Below are 20,149 nucleotides of genomic sequence, written 5' to 3' on the forward strand. Positions count from 1 at the left end.
AATTTTAACAGTATCTGCAACTTGCACTCTCCCGAAATTTGTCGTATACTGTAACACGATGAAATGAAATAAGCCGGTTTCAGATGGTTTTCATGCCTTATCCGGCAATATATATATGTTTAAAAGGAGGTTTACTCTGAAAATTATGACTCAGCAGAATTCAGCCTGCAGGCTTGGAATTGACATTGGTTCTACGACTGTAAAAATTGCAGTGTTGGACGAAAACGACACGCTCCTGTTCGCGGACTACGAGCGTCACTTTGCTAATATACAGGAAACACTTGTCACCCTTTTAAAAAGAGCCGAGGAAAAGCTTGGCGTCCTGAAGGTTTCTCCGGTGATCACCGGTTCCGGCGGACTTTCCCTTGCAAAGCATCTGGAGGTACCGTTTGTACAGGAGGTCATCTCCGTGTCCACAGCGCTCTCACACTACGCGCCCCAGACCGACGTTGCCATCGAGCTTGGCGGCGAGGATGCAAAAATCATTTACTTTGACGGCGGCAGTGTGGAGCAGCGTATGAACGGTATCTGCGCCGGCGGTACCGGCTCCTTCATCGACCAGATGGCGTCCCTGCTCCAGACGGATGCATCGGGACTGAACGAATTTGCAAAAAATTACCGCTCCATCTATCCCATCGCAGCGCGCTGCGGTGTATTTGCAAAATCCGATATCCAGCCGCTCATCAACGATGGCGCGACGAAAGAAGATTTGTCCGCCTCTATTTTCCAGGCGGTCGTCAACCAGACCATCAGCGGTCTTGCCTGCGGAAAACCGATCCGTGGTCATGTGGCGTTTCTCGGCGGTCCGCTGCACTTTTTATCCGAGCTGAAAGCGGCATTTATCCGCACGCTGAAGCTGGACGACGAGCACGCCATCACGCCGGAAAACTCGCATCTGTTTGCGGCAATCGGCTCCGCCATGAACAGCGAAATGGCTGTTCTCACGGACACGGAGGCGCTTATCAAAAAATTATCCGGTAACATCAAGCTGGAATTTGAGGTAGCGCGTCTGGAGCCGCTTTTTGCCTCCCAGGAGGATTACGACGCCTTTAACGAGCGTCAGAACCAGTACAACGTTGTCACGGATGATTTAAGCACCTACGAGGGCTTATGCTTTCTCGGCATCGACGCAGGCTCCACCACCACAAAGGCGGCCCTCGTCGGTGAGGACGGCTCCCTTTTATATTCTTTTTACAGCAACAACAACGGCAGTCCCTTAAAGACCACCATCCAGGCGATACAGGAAATCTATGAGCATCTTCCCGCCAATGCGCGGATTGCCTGGTCCTGCTCCACCGGCTACGGCGAGGCGCTTATCAAGGCGGCTCTGATGCTGGACGAGGGCGAGGTGGAAACGGTATCACACTACTACGCCGCCGCTTTCTTCGACCCGGAGGTGGACTGCATCCTGGATATCGGCGGACAGGATATGAAGTGCATCAAAATCAAAAACCAGACTGTGGACAGCGTGCAGCTCAACGAAGCCTGCTCCAGCGGCTGCGGTTCTTTTATCGAGACCTTTGCAAAGTCCTTAAATTACAGTGTCAGCGATTTTGCGCATGAGGCACTGTTTGCAAAGCATCCGATCGACCTCGGCACCCGCTGTACCGTTTTTATGAATTCCAAGGTAAAGCAGGCGCAGAAGGAGGGCGCTTCCGTCGCGGATATTTCCGCCGGACTTGCTTACTCGGTCATCAAAAATGCTTTATATAAGGTAATCAAGGTTTCCGACGCCTCCGAGCTCGGAAAGCATATTGTCGTGCAGGGCGGTACATTCTACAACGACGCGGTGCTGCGCAGCTTCGAGCGCATCGCAAACTGCGAAGCGATCCGTCCCGATATCGCCGGCATTATGGGCGCTTTCGGCGCCGCGCTGATTGCGCGTGAGCGTTATGATTCCAGCAGGCAGACCACCATGCTGCCGATTGAAAAAATCAACAGCCTGCAGTTTACCACGCACATGGCAAAATGTAAGGGCTGCACCAACCAGTGCCGTCTGACCATCAACCGCTTTACCGGCGGACGCCAGTTCGTCAGCGGAAACCGCTGTGAGCGCGGTCTTGGAAAGGAAAAGAAAAACAGCGATATCCCGAATCTGTTTGAATACAAAAACAAGCTGCTGTTCTCCCGCGAGGTGCTGGAGAGCGACCAGGCTGTGCGCGGAAAGGTCGGTCTGCCGCGCGTGCTGAACATGTACGAGAACTACCCGTTCTGGCACCGTTTCTTTACCGATTTGAAGTACGAGGTCGTACTCTCTCCGGCAAGTACCCGGCAGATCTACGAGCTCGGCATCGAATCGATTCCGAGTGAATCGGAGTGCTACCCGGCAAAGCTGGCGCACGGACATATTGAATGGCTGCTGCATCAGGGCGTACGGTTTATTTTCTACCCCTGCATCCCCTATGAGCGGTGTGAGTTCCCGGATGCCGTCAACCACTACAACTGCCCGATTGTCACCTCCTATGCAGAAAACATCAAAAACAATGTGGAGGCGCTGCGGGACCCGAATATTGATTTCCGCAACCCGTTTATGGCGCTCACCAGCCTGGAAACTGTCACCGGACAGCTCATCAAGGCATTTCCGGAGATTCCGGCGTCAGAGGTGAAGGCGGCTGCCGCAAATGCCTGGAAAGCGCAGGAGGAAACGCGCCAGGCAATGTACAGAAAAGGCGAGGAGACCATCGAGTGGCTGAAGAAAAATCACAAACACGGCATCGTGCTGGCGGGCAGACCGTATCATATTGATAATGAGATTAACCACGGGATTCCGGAGCTGATTACCTCCTACGGCATCGCCGTACTGACTGAGGATTCCGTATCGCATCTGAACCAGCCGGAGCGTCCGCTGCTTGTCAGCGACCAGTGGATGTATCACAGCCGTCTCTACGCGGCGGCAAATTACGTAAAAACGACGGATTTTCTGGACCTTATCCAGTTAAATTCCTTCGGCTGCGGTCTGGACGCGGTTACTACCGACGAGGTGAATGATATTCTGACCGGCTCCGGCAAGATTTATACCTGTCTGAAAATCGACGAGGTAAACAATCTGGGAGCGGCGCGTATCCGTATCCGTTCGCTGATCGCCGCGCTGCGCTCGAAGGAGCAGAAGCATGAGGAGCGCACCATCGTTCCCGCCAATATGCACCGTGTGCTGTTTACCGAGGAAATGCGTAAGGATTACACGATCCTCTGTCCGCAGATGTCGCCGATTCATTTCCGCATACTGGAGCCTGCGCTGAGAAGCTGCGGCTATCATATCGAGCTGCTGAGAAATGACGGAAAGCACGCCGTGGACGTCGGACTGAAATACGTAAATAACGATGCCTGCTACCCCTCTCTGATGGTGGTCGGGCAGATTATGGACGCCGTGCTCTCTGGAAAGTATGATACGTCAAAGACGGCTGTTATTATCACGCAGACCGGCGGCGGCTGCCGCGCCAGCAACTATATCGGCTTTATCCGCCGCGCGCTGGCAAAGGCGGGGCACCCGGAGATTCCGGTAATTTCTCTGAACGTTTCCGGGCTTGAGACAAATCCGGGCTTTAAGATTACGCTTCCGATGGTGATGAAGGGCATGTACGCCGTTGTTTTCGGGGATATTTTTATGCGCTGCCTTTACCGTATGCGCCCCTACGAAGTGATTCCCGGCTCGGCGAATGAAATGCATCTGAAATGGGAGGCAGAGTGTATTAAGTTCCTGACGCAGAAGCATCCGTCCTACCACGGCTTTACAAAGCTCTGCCGCGAGATTATCACAGATTTTGATAATCTGCCCATCCGTGGTATTCCAAAGCCCCGCGTCGGCGTTGTCGGCGAGATTCTGGTGAAGTTTATGCCGGCGGCGAATAATTATCTGGTGGACCTTCTGGAGGCGGAAGGCGCCGAGGCGGTGGTGCCGGATCTGCTTGATTTCCTGTTCTACTGCTTCTATAACTCGAACTTTAAGGCACAGGAGCTTGGCATGAAGAAGAGTACGGCAACGCTTGCCAACGCCGGAATCAAGCTTCTGGAATTTATCCGGAATACCTCCGTGAAGGAATTTCAGAAGAGCCGTCATTTCGATGCCCCAACAAAGATTTCACAGCTTGCGGAATACGCAAAGCCGATCGTATCGCTCGGCAATCAGACCGGCGAGGGCTGGTTCCTCACCGGTGAGATGATGGAGCTGATACATAGCGGCGTAAATAATATCGTCTGCACGCAGCCCTTTGGCTGTCTGCCGAACCATGTGGTCGGCAAGGGTGTTATCAAGGAAATCCGCAGGCAGCACCCGCTGGCGAATATTGTTGCAATCGACTACGATCCGGGCGCCAGCGAGGTAAACCAGCTTAACCGTATTAAGCTGATGCTCAGTACCGCCCAGAAAAATCTGCGCGCACAGCGGCAGGAAGAGGCGGCGGCTGCGAAGGATGCGTAAATAAGCAGTATAATCCATAAAGCGCACAGTTGTAGCATGTGCAGCCATTAGATTAAACGCGCAATCATTAAATGCGCGACCATAAAACGCACAGAATCCGGTCGCCATATTTCCAGTGCAGACACGTTGATTTTTTGGATTTGCTGCGCCGCTTATTGACCGCTGTTTTGTCTCCATAGAAGCTGGTCGACAAAAACAGCGGTCGCTATGCTCGCAAATCCTGCAAAATCTGCCTATTGTCTGCGCCGGAATTATGGCGCCGGATTCTTCTTTTGTATTGCCATGCATACAACAAAAATATCCAGTGGACGTTTTTTAGTTGGCGCCGGATTCATGACGCCGGTTTGTGTCCCGCAGGATGCTGCGGGTTTTCTGATTCCAGGTATCCCGCAGTCTCTGCATGTCTTTTTAGTTTTCGGTGTCCCGCAATCGCTGTACGATGCTCTCCTTCTGTGTCCGCCGGTATGCCGCGAACGGTACTATCACCGCAAGGACCGCCAGCAGGGGCAGCATGATCAGATAGGCAAGGAAGTTCGGGCGGTAGGCGAAGAACATGATCACGTTGTTGAGCGCTGTCATGATTGCCCAGGACAGCACGGTTCCCAGTATGAGACTGATGACGCCGGATATCAGCACGTAATACAGCCCCTCTTCCACCAGCATCCGCTTTAGCTGCCGCTGCGTCATGCCGATGCTGCAGAGTATGGCGAATTCCCGTTTGCGGGCGATGATTCCCGTAACGATGGAGTTTATGAAATTCAGCACCCCGATAATGGCGATTACCGCGCTGAGAGCGATTCCGATAATGCGTATTGCCGTAATCATGCTGTCGAAGCCTTCCATCAGCGACGCCTTTGTCAGATAGCCCATTTCCGGGTTTATGTTTTCGCAGTAGTTTTCGATTTCCTGCACGAAGCTGTCAAGCTGTGTTTCTTCTACTGTGTAGGATACGCCGAAGCACCAGCTATATGGGGATGTCTGTACATCCTGTTTGGGCAGCACTGCACGCACACCGTTGACAGGGCTGGACTGGTCTGTCATACTGGATGGAATCTCCACGATTGCCATCACCTCGTACTCTTTTTCTTCCAGATTTGTAAAACGGTAATCGACAATATTTCCCGCCTCGTCTTTTATCTCTATAGCTTCCGAATCATCCGTTACCGTGAGAACCTTCAGCTTCTCACCCGGACGATAGATGCGCGCGCCCTCTGTATGATCGCCGATAATTTCCGTCAGCAGCACATAGCCGCCCTGCGAAAATTTTTCGATATCCAGCTCTCCGTCCAGCACCTTTAAGTTGGACAGGATATCCGTGTCGTATGCATATATGTCAGCGTTAAGCTGCCGCTGCTCCTTCGCCGTATTAATTACACTTGTCCCCCAGTCGCCTTCCCTTAGAATGCCCTGGTCCTCAAAGCTCTGGTAGCGCTCCAGTCCCGTCTCGTCCAGCGAGATATAGGTTCTGTTGAAAATCTGCCACAGCTCGTTTTTGGAGAGGACGCCCGGCTGTGCGTCCGCCAGCTCTATATATGCCTCATCTACCCCGGAAGACATCACTGTTCCGCCTCCGGTAATATAGGTCGGCGCCAGCAGGACATCACCCAGCAGCCGCTGCTCCAGATAGGCGTCGATGCGGAAGCTTCCGATGCCGGTCAGCACCACGCACAGCAGCACCATGCTGAAGGACAGAGACAAAAGAACAAGCGTTGTTTTCTTTTTGCTGCGTCCGAGATTGGAGAGCGCCATACGGTGAATCCGCGCCCCCGTCTCGGATTTCTTTTCCTTTTTGCGCACACCGCTGCCCTCTGTATAGCGGACCGCCTCCACCGGCGACACGCTGCCGGCTATTTTCCCCGGCTTGCGGCAGCTTATAAAAACAGTGATAAGCGCAAATACGATACCGAACAGCGCGACCTGCGGACTGAATTTCATTTCCACCCCAAGGCTGTCATAGCCGGTCACCCGCAGCATAAAGGGAAATACGATTCGGGACGCCAGATAACCCGCCGCCAGACCGACTGGTATTCCAATGGCCGAGAGCACCAGTGCCTGCCGCCTGATCATTCCCTGTATCTGACGCCCGGTGGTGCCGACTGTCTTCAGCAATCCGTAAAAACGGATATCCTGAAAAACGGAAATGTAAAAAATATTATAAATAATCAGATAGCCCGTAATCAGAATAACCACCAGTGCACCCACGAGAATTACCACTGAGAACGGGTCCGCCGCCTCCGCGCGGTTCTGCATGTACGCCCAGTTCACCCCATACCCTAAGGTGACGTCCGGATCGTAGCCCGCGTCCTCAATGATGGAACGCACCGTCTGCTCAATATCCGCCGCGCTGTCAAAGTACAGACCGACCGCATACAGACCGGCTCCGGCTTCGTTGGGATGCGATTCGCCCCACGCCACAAAATCCTCGTCGGTGAGACTTCCCTTCAGTTCCTTCCAGTATGCTTCTGATATATAGAGCTCGGAGGCGTGACTGATCTGACTGCCCTCATACCAGCCACAGACCCGGAAGGTTTTGCTGATTTTCTCCCCGTGAAAGGTAAATTCCAGCAGGATTTCCACGCCCGTCTCATACGGCAGCTTCAGCTCGTCCAGCACGTAGGTGTCGACGATAATGTCCTCCTCCTTTTCCGGCATCGCACCCTCCGCCAGCGTGATAAAGGAGTTCTCCAGCTCCTCCTCTCCCTGCGCCAGCCGCAGCTCGTACTGGCGTCGTGTCAGATTTTCCGCTTGACTGATAAAGATATTCCAGGTGTACGATCTCACCCGCTCATCCGCTGTCACCTTTTCCATCTGCTCACGGGTGGCGGCTTTCAGACCGGCATGGAATCTGCCGCCCACCTCCCGCATGGTGGATTCCTGGGTGACGTCTATCATGCCGATTCCCATCGCCGCCAGCGTCGTAAAAAGCATACAGGTGAGCGCGATTGCCGCGACTGCAAAGATATTACGCATCTTATTGTTTTTGAGGCTCCGCATGGAAAGACGGCGCACCACCCCGCTGTTGTTATTTTTCATGGCGCGCTCCTCTCTGCATCCGCTCTCTGGGCGCATATGCCTCCGGTGTGCTCTGTCCTCCGGTAATCTTCCCGTCCTCAATGCGGATGACGCGGTCGGCAAGCTGCGCCATCGCATCATTGTGCGTTATCATCACGATTGTCTGGTGAAACTGCTCGCCCGTCAGCTTCAGAAGCCCCAGAACCTCCTGCGATGTTCTGGAATCCAGATTTCCGGTCGGCTCGTCCGCGAGAATAATGGCAGGTTTGCTGGCGAGCGCCCGCGCGATTGCCACTCTCTGCTGCTGTCCGCCGGAGAGCTGGTTCGGCATACTGTTCTTTTTTTCCAGAATGCCGAGCATATTCATAATTTCTTTAATAAACGCGCGGTCCGGCTTTTCTCCGTCCAGCTCGATTGGAAGCACAATATTTTCATAGACGTTTAAAATCGGCACCAGATTATAATTCTGGAAGATAAAGCCGATGTTGCGCCTGCGGAAAATCGTCAGCTCTGATTCGTTCAGCTTGAAAATTTCTTTACCGGAAACGATGACCTCCCCCGACGTTGCGTAATCCAACCCGCCGAGCATATGCAGCAGCGTGCTCTTGCCGGAGCCGCTCGTTCCGACCACCGCCAGAAATTCGCCCTCTTCGACCGTGAGGTTCACTCCATCCAGTGCCTTTACAAGATTCGCCCCGGAACCGTAATACTTTTTCAGATTGACTGTTTTTAAGATGTCCATATGATAGTCCCCTTTCTTATCAGCATTTCGGATGCTTTTATACTAGCATCCCTTTCTGACACTCCGCTGACAAAAAAGAAAAAAGTTCTTACAAAACTGTCAGAACCGTCACACGCAGGGCTGGCTTTGCGCCGCGGCGGGTGTCTGAGGCTGGCGTGAATGATGACTTCATACTTCATTCAGCAGGAACACCCGAAAGCAGCTTCCCGCGCCTTCGCGGGAATCGACCGTGATATACCCCTTTTCTTTATTTAAAATTAACTGCGCAAGATACAGCCCCAGACCGCTGCCGCCGGTGTGACCGGTATTCTCCCCGCGGTAAAAGCGCTGGAAAATTTTATTGTATTCCTCCTTTGCGATTCCCTGTCCCTGGTCGCAGATTTCTATCTGCGTGTAGATTTCCATCGGCTGCACGCGTACGGTAATCGTGCTGCCCTCCGGAGAATATTTTACGGCGTTGTCAAGCAGGTTGCCGAGCGCCTCCGCCGTCCAGCCCGGCTCGTGCCAGAGGCGCCGGTCCTCAAACGGCTCCACCTGCAGGGTAATCGCTTTTTCCTCTGCCTGGGCATAGATTCCGCTGACCGCCCTGCCAATCGTCTCCCGGATGCCGGAAAACTGCGCGGTGAATACAATCATACCCCGTTCAAGCTGCGAGGCTTTCAGCATACTCTCCAGCAGCCACTGCATTTTCTCCGCCTGTGCGTTTGCCTGCTGCGCAAACCGGCGGCGCTGCTCCTCTGAGAGTGTATCGTCCTCCAGAAGCTCGGTATACATCCGCACATTTGCCATCGGCGTTTTTAACTGATGCGAGAGGTCGGAAAGAAGCGCCGCCACCTCGTCACGCTCCCGCTCCGCCGCTTCTTCCTTTCCGGCAGCCTGCTGCAAAATGCGCTCCAGGCTGCTCTCCAGCCTGGATTCCCGCGTCTCTTTCATGGTCTGGAATGCGGCGCTGCCCTTTTCCCGGTAATCGCGCAGCAGCTTCTGCATACGGTTCAGCGTGCGCAGCAGATATCCGCCCATCAGCAGTGCCGCCAGAAGTGCCAGCGCCGCCACAGTAAGCGCCGCAGCTACTGTCATCTGTTCCCTGTTCATTATGTTCTCCTCTGATATGGCGGGACTCTGCAATGCGCAAAAATCCCGGCAGCTTCCTTAATGCACATCTACCTGTTCTGCCGGTCTGTCTTCCCACAGATAGCCCATGCCGTGTACTGTTTTGATATATCTGGGATGCGAGGCATCCTCCTCCACCTTTGTGCGCAGGCGCCGGATGTTTACCATCAGGGTGTTTTCCTCCACAAAGCTGCCGCCGCTATCCCACACGCGCGCCAGGATCTGCTCCTTCAGCAGCACCTGGTTTTTATTTTCCAGAAAGTATTTCAACAGCTTAAATTCTGTAAGGCTTAAGTCCAGCTCTCTGTCTTTGAGGTACGCCTTCATTTCTTTTTCCTGCAGACGGATATCCCCGGAAATGAGCCATCCGGAGGAATCCTGCCCGCCCCGCCTGCGCAGAAGCGCCGCAATGCGCGCCTTTAAAACCGCCAGTGAAAAAGGCTTTGCAATGTAATCGTCCGCACCGCTCTCCAGGCACATCACCTGGTCGATCTCCATATCGCGCGCCGTAATCATCAGCACCGGCACGCCCGCCGTCCCGGCAATCTCCCGGCAGAGCGCAAGCCCGTCGCCGTCCGGCAGATTCCAGTCCAGCAGCACCAGGTCCGGCTGCCGTTCTGCAATCGCCTCCCGCCCTGCGCGGCAGGTGGAAAAGCAGCTTATCTGATAGCCCTCCCGCTCCAGCGCAAACGAAATGCCCTCCGCCAGCGCCTCATCGTCTTCTATGAAAAATATCTGTGTCAAATCTGTCCGCCTCCCAAAGCAATCTGATTATGGTAAGAAGACTTTTATTCTACGTAAAAATCAAATGCATATTAGAGTGCCGATTAAGAGAATTCTTATCTTTTTCAATATAATCCCATGTTTTCTGATATGTCCCCGGAGCAGCTACAGCCGGGTCTGATATAAAATCTATAAATTCATTTGCCTTTCCATCATAGCGTTCAGCAAAATCATCTGATAGTATTTGTTTCTCCTCATCTGTAAATGCCTTTAATTCATTATACAATACATGCTCCAAATTACAGGAATTAAAATAAATCCGATAAGGAATGCCATTTATTTTTCCGGTCTTTCTCAGTTTAAATAAAACGGCACCTTTTCGCCTGTTCCGGTCTATAATTGCACCTACATCAGGAGCTTCAATACATTCTTCATAATACCGTATTTCTTCTATATCTGCTTTTTTTATATCTGTGCTCTGAATATACACACCATCAGTGTCTGCAATATGAATAATCTTTATGAAGTCATCCTGATGATACCGATATTTACTTTTTATATTTTCAATCTGTTCATTTATTTTTGTCAGAATCTTATCTGTGGAGACATAATCCTTCAGAGTAATATCTCCATGCACAACAACAAATTGCACCTCATTGCTGGAAAAATATTCTTTCATAATAGTCCCAAGCGCTGCTTCATCGCTTGGACCTTCCACGATGAACGCAACAACTTTCTTCTCAATCATGCAGTATTGTCCTTCCTGCCTTTCTGAAGGCACGTGCAATTCTCAGACTGTCCGTTTCCTCATAAATTACTTCATCCTGGCCTCCCAGTGTAATTCCCCTGAGATACATATCCCTGAGATTGTTTGACGCTTTTATGTTCTTCATCCTGATATATCTTCTGTCCGGATTTGCTGTGGAAAACATAATACTGTCTTTATCCAGCATCTCCAGCGCACGTAAATTATGAGAAGTAAATATCAGCTGCCCTTTTGCGCTTTTATTGAAAATGTCAAGCAATTCTCCGAGCATATATTCAAAAATGCCCGCATCCAGTTCATCAATCGCCAGACAAACTGAAGCATCGCCAAATGCCTGAATCAAAACATTCAAAATAGAAATAATTTTAATAATTCCTTCTGACTCCATCCGGATTGGAATCGGAGGCATGTTTTCTCTGACAGAAACAAGCTCCACTCGGTATCCGTCTTCGCCGGAATCCATCAACTGTTTTCCGTAATTATAAATGTCTATCCTCATTCCCGGAATAATAGTGAACAAAACCATATTAATCTGCTCAACAATGGTATCCAGGATTTTTTTTCTTTCTTCATTTAGAATAACCGGCTCTGTCAGCGGAACAGCCAAATCTCCTTTCATTCCAATTTCATTCTGTTCAATCCGAAATGCCACCGGCAGCAAAAAATTGGCGGAAATCATCCCGGAATGTGCATTGCGGATGACGAACAAATCCCTTAATGCAAATCGGAACAATGCCCTTATTACCTCTGAATAAGGTTTGAAATTATTTTCGTATATGCGGCAGAAAATTTCTCTGCTGCTTTCTCCGAAAATATAAGAATAATTACCCTTCTCTGCCATCTTTCTTGCTACGATAAGGTCCGTTTTGTTTTCTGTATTGGCTTCCACAACCTCATCCAGTCTCTTTTTCGGAAGAAATATATTTTCTCTGTCTGCGCGCTGAAAATCCATAAATACTGTTTTATTACTTCTGGAATTACCTTTATTTATGGCACAGCTTATAGTTTCCCGGACAATTTCTGCCCGCTTTCCATCTCTCTGCAAAATAACCCTGTAATTTACCTCATAAATGGTCTCTTCTATAAAAATATAAAAATCTGCAGAAATCTCCGCCCGATTATCATTTACATCGATATAATCTGCCGCTTCTTCTTCAACCGTCCTGCCAGTCATAATTTCCTGTAAATAATACAACGTATCAATTATAGCCGTTTTTCCAGAACCATTCTGGCCATATATGCCCAATACTTCAGCATTTTTGTAGGATAACTGTTTCCGACAGGCATTTGGCATCATAATTTGTCCGTTTTTTACATTTTTAATATTCGAAATTTTCAGCGAAGCCAACCTTATGATACTCTCCATAGCTTTCTTCCTCCATAGATTATATTCTAACACACCTGCCTTCTTTATTGCAATTCTTTTTTCTTATTTTATATTTTTTATTCCTTTTTTTGAAAAACATTCAGATTTTTATCGCCCCATTCTTTCATATAATCAAGAACAGATAAAAAGCTCTCTCCCAGGTCTGTCAGACTGTATTCGACATGCGGCGGCACCTCATGGAAGTCGGTGCGGACGATAAAGCCTTCCGCCTCCAGCTCACGGAGCTGTTTCGTCAGCGAGCTTTCCGTAATCTCTCCAATCTGACGACGAAGCTGTCCGAATCTCCTTACATCGCATTTTCCGATATACCAGAGCAGCTCGATTTTATATTTCCCGCCCAGCATTTTCTGCATAGCGGAAATCGTTTTGCACCGCTCTGCCGCCGCCTCTGATTTTCTCATATGCCTCATCCTCCCTTTTTCATCAGTATAACACATTTTTCCGGGTGAGAAAGGTACTGCAAAAAAGTACTGTACTTTTCTTTTTGCTGTACCCTGTTATAATATCCCCAACGGGACAGTCGTGTGCAGGTTTCCCGTTGCCTGCACATAATCCATCTATGTGAGGTGTTTTTATGCATTATACTGGAACGATCTGGCGTCCTCCCTATGAGGCGGATTCGCTTCTTCTGGAGGTGACGGCAGGCTGCACGCACCACAACTGCAAATTCTGTACGCTGTACAGTGATTTACCGTTTAAATTCCGGATGTCTCCCCTGAAGGACATCGAAAGTGATTTGCTGGAAGCACAGATTCTTCGCACAAATCCTCATTCAAAAATGCTGAATATTCTTTCGGGGAAATCCTGTCCAGAACCGATCCGGCGGGTTTTTCTGACGGGCGCCAACCCGTTTGTTCTGAAAACAGATAAGCTGCTGGAAATTGCAGAAATCATACGAAAATATCTGCCCTCCGTCGAATCCATCGGCTGCTTTGCCCGCGTAACGGATTCCGTAAAAAAGACGGACGAAGAGCTTACGCTGCTCAGACAGGCGGGCTATAACAGGCTGACCATCGGGGCAGAAACCGGGGACAACGCGGCGCTGTCCTTTATGCAGAAGGGCTATACAGCCAGAGATATTCTTACGCAGTGCAGAAGGCTGGAGCAGGCTGATATCTCCTACGGTTTCTTCTATCTGACCGGTATTTCCGGAAAAGGGAACGGCGAATCCGGTGCAAAAGCCACCGCAAAAATCTTTAATCAACTGCATCCGTTTCTGGTCGGACCTAACATGCTGACCATTTATCCCGATTCTGTGCTTTATCGGGAAATCCGGAATGGAAACTGGCAGGAGGAGGGAGAGCTGGAAAAATATCGGGAGCTTCACACTCTGGTTGAAAACCTGCATATTGAAACGTATTTCGCTGCAATGGGAGCCTCCAATGCATTCCAGCTCAGAGGCAGACTGCCGGAGGATAAAGAAAAGCTTCTGAAAACGCTTGAACGGATTATTTCTGATGTCAGTGAGCAGGAGCTGCGGCGCTACAGAAAGCATCTGCCGCATCTGTAAAATCAGCTCCCATCGTAAGATGGGGGCTGATTCGTCCCTTTTATTCCGCCATATCCGCAAGTATGACCCGGCAGCGCTTTTTATAGCAGGCAATTCCATATTTTAAGATGTGCTCTGCGCCTTCTTCCCTGAGCGCTTCTTCATACCGGTTCGTTTCTATCTGTTCGAGTGCTTCCCGGCATCCCTCCTCCAGCCTGCCGTTTTGGGCATATTTTACTTCAATTACGATACCCAGCTCTTCCTCGTCCATGTAAAGCAGAATATCGCTGTAGCCGTCTCCCGCTTCCCGGTTTGAGGATACAATCCAGGCATGATAGCTGCCAAGGATTCCAAGTAAAATTCCGTGATATACCGAAGGCACGCCCTCCGGGTGGAAGTTTTCTTTTAGTTGCTTTTTTACAAAGGTATCGCGGATGCTGATTGTCTTTTTTAAGAACTGCGAAAACTGCTTTTCCACTTCTGCCGCATTTCCTTCCTGCAGCGCACGGCAGAAATCGTCCACCGTCTCCCTGTTTTTCCGGATATCCTCTTTAAAAAGCGTCATAATCTGTTCTGTAAAGATTTCACGGATTTCCATATTGGGAATGGCAAGGCTGAAAAGCTTCTTTTCCGGTTTTCCCCTCTGGGTAAGATATCCTGTCGTAAAGAGGACGCTCCACAGATTCTCAATCGAGCTGTACATATCCTGATAGGTCAGCTCTTGATGAATTTCCTTTTTGATTGTCTCTCCGGCAATCAGCCGTTCAATCTCCTGCTTTGTCGGTTCCATATCCACCTGCTGGATGAATCGCTTTACCGCATCATTGCTGCTGGTATTTGACCAGTAATTCTGAGGCTGCGCCTCAGAATCCGCTCTCAGCGAATCACAATAATTGAGCACATCCCAAGGGCAATATACGCCCACATCTCCAAACTGATATCCGTCATACCATTCCTTTACCGCATCATAGCTTCCGGATAATCCGTAGTAGTCTAACAATTCCCTCACTTCTGCATCTGTGAACCCAAAATATTCATCAAACCGAACATCCGCTATGGACAGCACACGCAGATTATTCAGTCCGGTAAAGATACTTTCTTTTGAAATCCGCATACAGCCGGTCAGCACCGCGAACTGCAGATTTTCATTTGTTTTCAGCGTCTGTTCAAACAGATTGCGGATCAGCACTATCATCTGCTCATAATATCCCTGGCTGAACGCTTTTGCCAGCGGAACATCATATTCATCGAGCAGAATTACCACTTTCTGACCGTAATGCTTTCTCAGCAGTCCCGATAATTCACGCAGACTTCCAAAAAGCGTTGCATCGTCCATTTTACGGCTCAAAAGATCTGAGAATTTCTCCTTATCATACTGCGTAAGCCTGTCGCTTTCCAGAAGATACTGCATCCGGCTGGCTTCCTCATTAATCGTCCATACTGCCATAGCCCGCGCAGTTTCATAATTCCCCGCGTTAATTCCTTTTAAAGATACGGAAATCACCGGAAATTTTCCCATATATTCCTCGCAGAGCGCTTTCGCCTCCGAAATTTTCAGTCCGTCAAAAATGGATTTATCCGTATTCAAATCGAAAAAATATTTCAGCATACTCATATTTAAAGATTTGCCAAATCTTCTCGGACGGGTAAACAGATTCACCTTCGCCCAGTTTTCAAGCAGCTCCCGAATCATTTCCGTTTTATCTACGTAGTAAAAGCCTTCCGTCCGGATTTCCTGAAAATCCTCAATCCCGATGGGGAGCTTCTTTTTCCTCATTTCCATGCTATCATCACGCTCCTGTCCCTGTCTCCGGACCGTTTTGCCGGTTTCCCTGATTTTTCACCTGCTTCTTTTTTTCATCTTAGCATGAAACAGCGGACACGGCAAGCAAAGCTTTTGCGTTACAGCAATGCGCCCGCCAAATACTCGTGCAAGCACGGCACTTAGCTCATTACTCGCGAGAATTAAAATTTTTCCGCCTGATTGACCGGAATATATCAACCATTGTCTGCAGTATGTTATAAACTTCTCAAAAAATAAAGTTTATAGAATCAATACTACAAACTTCCCCGCCCGGCAGTGAATGGTTTCACTCACTGCCGGGCGGGGAGCTTTTTTCAGAATCTGTATTCCGGCGCCGTTTATGAATCTGCCGTCATACTCTGCAGCTTTTTATTGTGTTTTGCCCGGTGAATAAATGCCAGTACGCCCCACAGAAGCAGCAGCGCTGCCACGCCGATGTCCAGCCAGAGCAGATATCCATGCCACAGCGGCGGATTATATCCGATTACTTCCGCATTCATGGCGTTTGAATTTACAAAGGAGTACAAAATATTTTTCGTTGCATTTCGCAGTACGATTGCATCACCATTTTCAGAGGTATCGGCATCTGTCCACATACTGGTTTCCAGGGTCGCCAGGTCGAGGTCGCCGCCCGCATAGAACATCTGACGCGGTACCATGTATTGCGGAATCGTATTGAAATCGCAGATAACGGTTCCCCTGAAGCCCCATTCATCGCGCAGGATTTCTGTCAGCAGACGATAGTCACCACCGGTCCAGCGCGCGCCGATGCGGTTAAAGGAGCTCATGATACCGCGGCTTTCTCCATTCTTGACAGCCAGCTCAAACGGCTTCAGATAGATTTCGCGAAGGCTCTGCTCCGTAACCCATGAGAGGTCCCCTCCGATGGAGCGGTGCGTCTCCTGCTCATTTGCCGCAAAATGCTTCAGCATGGGAACGACGCCCTTTGCCTGCAATCCACGAATCTGTGCGGATGCCATCATACCGGAAATATACGGGTCCTCGGAATAATATTCAGAGCAGCGTCCGCCAAACGGGCTGCGGTGAATATTTACGCCCGGCGCATAAATGCTGGAATATGGCTGGGAAGTTGCTTTATCGCCAAGGATACCTTCCTCTCCCATCGCTTCTCCGATTTCCTCAAGCAATGCATCATTCCATGTCGCCGCCATCACCGGCTCGCTCACGTACTGACAGGTACCGTTCACCTGCTCGCTGTTCATAAAGCAGGTAAAGCCCGCCGGGCCGTCGCCGTGTATCGTGGCGGGCAGTCCCACCGTTTCCAGCGCTTTCGTGTGATACGCGCCGTTGTTAATCAGCTCCAGCATCTCCTCTTCACTGCAGGCATCAAGGATTTCTTCCCAACGGTCATCATCATAATCAACGATCGCATGATAATCCGCTGCTGGCGTTTCCGGCAGTAAATCGCGCAGAACGCTGATCACATCCTCTCCGAACCAGGGCGCATCCTCTTCCTCAAAGTCGGTCGGATTATTGGTTTCAATATCTTCGATCTGGGCAAGCAGCTCCGCGCTTCCGGCATGTGTTTCGTCCGTCTGTGCTGTGGGCCAGGTTCCCTCCCAGTCTGCACGGGAAAGCACAGTATCCAGCTGCCAGTCGCTGTCCAGATTATCCTCTATGCCCGTATAGCGGTTGACGACCTCATTGCCTGTCACCGGATCTTCTCCAATCTGAATATCCTCAAGCAATGTCAGTGTAATCGCACTCTCTTCCTCATGCGCGTTGCGGGATACATACAGGGTATATTCTCCCGCCTCCAGCTCATATCCGCAGAATCCGTTCTCGTTTGCATCCCGGTAATCATAGCTGGCTGCGGAATACGGCTCAAAGGAAACCGTCACGGTTTCACTCTCCCCCGGCTGCAGAAGAGATGTTTTCGCATATCCGGCCAGCACCTTATGGGCTTTTTCAATGCCGCCCTCCGTATATGGAGCAGAAACATAAAGCTGGACCACTTCCTTACCCGCCGTATCTCCCGTATTTTTTACCGTTACCGGAACCGTAATCACAGACTCCAGGTCAAATTCGTCTGCAGATGCCTCGCCTACATTCCACTCAAACGTCGTATAGCTTAATCCATAGCCGAAAGGATATGTCACATTTTCTTCGTACCATTCTTCTCCGTCCGTCAGCCCGCGTGTTTCATAATAGCGATAACCGACGTAAATGCCTTCTTCATAATCTACGGAATAATACATACCGGCATCATATTTATCCGTCGTCTGGTCCGTATGCCCGGTTCCAAAATTCTGGAAGGAAGGATTCTGCGTGAAATCAGATGCCCAGGTGTCCACCAGACGTCCGGAGGGGTTCACCTCTCCATTTAAAATCTCTCCCAGCGCCGTAATTCCGTTGGAGCCGGTAAAGCCAATCCATACAGCTGCGTCAACCTTATCCGAAAAAGCAGCATAGGCGCTGTCTTTTAAAAATGTCGCTTCAAAGCTGGAAGGCACGTTAAATACTACGACTACATGCTCAAAGCCTTCCTCACATACAGCAGCTAACAGATCGCGTTCATTCTGATCCAGCTCCAGATAATGACTGTCCGCACTCACCGCTCCCTCTGTCGTTCCCTGATAACGCGGCAGGTCAAAGCCTTCTCCGCCAATACGTGTAATCACCACCAGGGCAGCATCTTTATAAGAATCATAGCTTGCCTTTACCGCATCCGTATACTTGCTCTGGGGCGTTTCCGCCGTTGCAATGCGCTGATTATCGCCGCTGTCCAGATCGCTGGAGTTTGCGGAACGCGCCGGACCGGACGCCCCGTTGTCCTCATAAAATTTTTTAAGCGTCTGGTTAATATCAAATCCTGCATTCTCCAGACTGTCATACAGATTCTGGTTATTGCTGGTATCAAAGCCGCCGGAACCGGACCCGCCATAAGACAGATTCACGCTGTTTTTTCCAAAAACGCTGATTTTTGCTCCTTTTTGCAGCGGTAATGCTTCCGCCTCATTTTTCAGGAGCACAAAGCCCTCCTCTGCCACGCGCAGATTCACCTCCTGCGCATTCTGGAACGCTTCTTCCTTTGAGGAAGCATTTGTTGCCGGATACATGGATATCACATCCGTATTATAAACAGGGCGCACCCCGCCGAACACGGTATCTGCAAGGCCGCTGAAGGAATGATAGGCAAGGTAATTGCCCGCACCAAGGGCGCTGCCGATCAATACCGCCGAAATCCCCCACGCCAGTACCGCTTTCGATTTTTTCATTTTTTTCGTCTTTGCAGACATTTTCTTCACCTCTCATAATCACACGCGGCATATGCCGTGCGGATTCTGCCGCCTCTTGCATATGCCTCCATGCCCTTTTACAATTACTTCTGATAATTTTCCGTCATCGGCAGTCCGTGATTTTCATCCCAGATTACCACTGCAGTCGTTGTGAGCTTAATGCAGTCAACAATCGGTGCATTTGCCTTAAAAGTTGTACCCGAAACAGCATTGTTGTTGTTTGTCACCAGCTGAATCAGATTTTCGCCTTCCTTCAGGCTGACCCCGCTGATTTTGATAAGGTCATCACAGGGCGTAATCGCTGTCGCTGTATCCGCTTCAACTGTCACCTGCGGGAACGTCAGAGCTTCGCCGTTTACAAGTACCTGATAGTCATTGCTGTCATAGCTCATGGTGACATATTCGCCGGCAATGCGGACCGTAAGCTCTGCATCATCCACATCCATATCGGAAGCCACATAAAATTCCAGTGAAATTCCCGACTCATACAGATAACCTACCATACGGTCATTGCTTGCTTCCACACTGTCATTGAAAATGATCATGCTTTCTTCCTGCGCGGAACCGGAATAACTCGGTCCGATTTTTCCGGAAAGATCAGTATCCTCCGCCTCAAACACCCAGGTCTGCGCATCCGTCGCTGTCTTTGTCCACTGCGCTTTGATCGTGGTATCGGCGGTAACCGGAGCGGAGAAATCAAAATCGTTTCCATCTTCGCCAACCCATTTTTCAAAGCTGTAGCCTGTGCGCTCCGGCGTATTGGAGGGCTGTGCCACACACGCCCCGCTTTCCACCGGATAGGTGTACTGGCTCAGCGCTGTTCCATAGTAATCATAATCAAACGTTACATTGACAAGCTCTGCTCCATCCTTCACCCACAGTGCATAAACATTTTCATCCTCCTGCACGCCGGCGCTGAAATCATACAGATGGGTATAATCGTTGTCTGCATACCATCCGGAAAATACATATCCGTCTCTTGCCGGTTCCTCCGGCTCTTTGGCAGTATCTCCCTTTGAAACCTCCTGCACCTGGTCATCGCATCCTTCTGCAATGAAGGTCACATTGCACATGCCGGCAACTACCTCCACCTTAAAGGTCAGCTTTGCTCCTTCATATTTCATCTGCACATTTTTCGTATTTACGCTTTTCATAGCAGGCGCTTTCATGGTAATCGCTTCATCCGTCATGGAAATGTAGCCTTCGCTGCCATCCTCATAAATAATTTTGACGATACCGCCCTCTGCACTGAATTCTTCTCCTACAAGATAGACCGTCTTGTCCGGAAGCTGATAAACTTCAAGCTCCTTCACCTCTTTGGAGGTATCCGGTCCCGGCAGCTCATCCGCCGCCATCGCAAAAGACGACATCATACAAAGCACTGTTACAAGCGCCAGACCAGTCCGGCTAAAAGCCTTCAAAAATTTCTTCATACCTTT

Annotated in this window: 12 protein-coding genes; 2 read left to right on the top strand and 10 right to left on the bottom strand. The window is 50.0% G+C overall.

The window, feature by feature from the left end; translation table 11 throughout:
- Positions 1-145: 145 nt before the first annotated feature.
- Positions 146-4,417, top strand: a complete 4,272-nt coding sequence (locus NQ534_RS20225) for a 2-hydroxyacyl-CoA dehydratase (protein WP_040783082.1) — start codon at positions 146-148, stop codon at positions 4,415-4,417.
- Between the two features lie 408 nt (positions 4,418-4,825).
- Here NQ534_RS20225 and NQ534_RS20230 read toward each other — a convergent pair whose 3' ends face one another.
- From NQ534_RS20230 to NQ534_RS20260, 7 genes are all read right to left on the bottom strand, one after another.
- Positions 4,826-7,450, bottom strand: a complete 2,625-nt coding sequence (locus tag NQ534_RS20230) for an ABC transporter permease (protein ID WP_006861866.1) — start codon at positions 7,448-7,450, stop codon at positions 4,826-4,828.
- Positions 7,440-8,171 (bottom strand): ABC transporter ATP-binding protein, encoded by a 732-nt coding sequence (locus tag NQ534_RS20235; RefSeq protein WP_006861865.1) that lies wholly within the window; start codon positions 8,169-8,171, stop codon positions 7,440-7,442. Before NQ534_RS20235 ends, NQ534_RS20230 begins: the two co-directional genes overlap by 11 nt.
- A gap of 168 nt (positions 8,172-8,339) precedes the next feature.
- Positions 8,340-9,263, bottom strand: a complete 924-nt coding sequence (locus NQ534_RS20240; protein ID WP_006861863.1) for a sensor histidine kinase — start codon at positions 9,261-9,263, stop codon at positions 8,340-8,342.
- A 57-nt stretch (positions 9,264-9,320) separates the two neighbouring features.
- Positions 9,321-10,025: a response regulator transcription factor gene (locus NQ534_RS20245; protein WP_006861862.1), complete on the bottom strand. Its 705-nt coding sequence runs from the start codon at positions 10,023-10,025 to the stop codon at positions 9,321-9,323.
- A gap of 49 nt (positions 10,026-10,074) precedes the next feature.
- Positions 10,075-10,752, bottom strand: coding sequence for a hypothetical protein (locus NQ534_RS20250; protein ID WP_006861861.1), 678 nt, complete (start codon positions 10,750-10,752; stop codon positions 10,075-10,077).
- Positions 10,745-12,136 (bottom strand): AAA family ATPase, encoded by a 1,392-nt coding sequence (locus NQ534_RS20255; RefSeq protein WP_006861860.1) that lies wholly within the window; start codon positions 12,134-12,136, stop codon positions 10,745-10,747. The genes NQ534_RS20250 and NQ534_RS20255 overlap by 8 nt, the downstream gene beginning before the upstream one ends.
- A 77-nt stretch (positions 12,137-12,213) precedes the next feature.
- On the bottom strand, positions 12,214-12,558 hold the full coding sequence (locus NQ534_RS20260; protein WP_040783079.1) for a winged helix-turn-helix transcriptional regulator: 345 nt from the start codon (positions 12,556-12,558) through the stop codon (positions 12,214-12,216).
- Between the two features lie 173 nt (positions 12,559-12,731).
- Between NQ534_RS20260 and NQ534_RS20265 the strand changes: the two genes are divergently transcribed.
- Positions 12,732-13,667: a radical SAM protein gene (locus NQ534_RS20265; protein WP_040783077.1), complete on the top strand. Its 936-nt coding sequence runs from the start codon at positions 12,732-12,734 to the stop codon at positions 13,665-13,667.
- A gap of 40 nt (positions 13,668-13,707) precedes the next feature.
- Here NQ534_RS20265 and NQ534_RS20270 read toward each other — a convergent pair whose 3' ends face one another.
- The 3 genes from NQ534_RS20270 to NQ534_RS20280 all read right to left on the bottom strand — a co-directional run bounded on the left by NQ534_RS20270 (position 13,708) and on the right by NQ534_RS20280 (position 20,143).
- A complete protein-coding gene (locus NQ534_RS20270) occupies positions 13,708-15,429 on the bottom strand; it encodes an AAA family ATPase (protein ID WP_006861856.1) in 1,722 nt (573 codons plus the stop codon).
- Between the two features lie 359 nt (positions 15,430-15,788).
- A complete protein-coding gene (locus tag NQ534_RS20275) occupies positions 15,789-18,689 on the bottom strand; it encodes a glycoside hydrolase family 3 C-terminal domain-containing protein (protein WP_176944171.1) in 2,901 nt (966 codons plus the stop codon).
- Between the two features lie 104 nt (positions 18,690-18,793).
- A complete protein-coding gene (locus tag NQ534_RS20280; RefSeq protein ID WP_040783073.1) occupies positions 18,794-20,143 on the bottom strand; it encodes an InlB B-repeat-containing protein in 1,350 nt (449 codons plus the stop codon).
- Between the last annotated feature and the right edge of the window lie 6 nt (positions 20,144-20,149).

The sequence above is a fragment of the Marvinbryantia formatexigens DSM 14469 genome, from assembly GCF_025148285.1.
GTDB classification, from domain to species: Bacteria; Bacillota; Clostridia; order Lachnospirales; family Lachnospiraceae; genus Marvinbryantia; species Marvinbryantia formatexigens.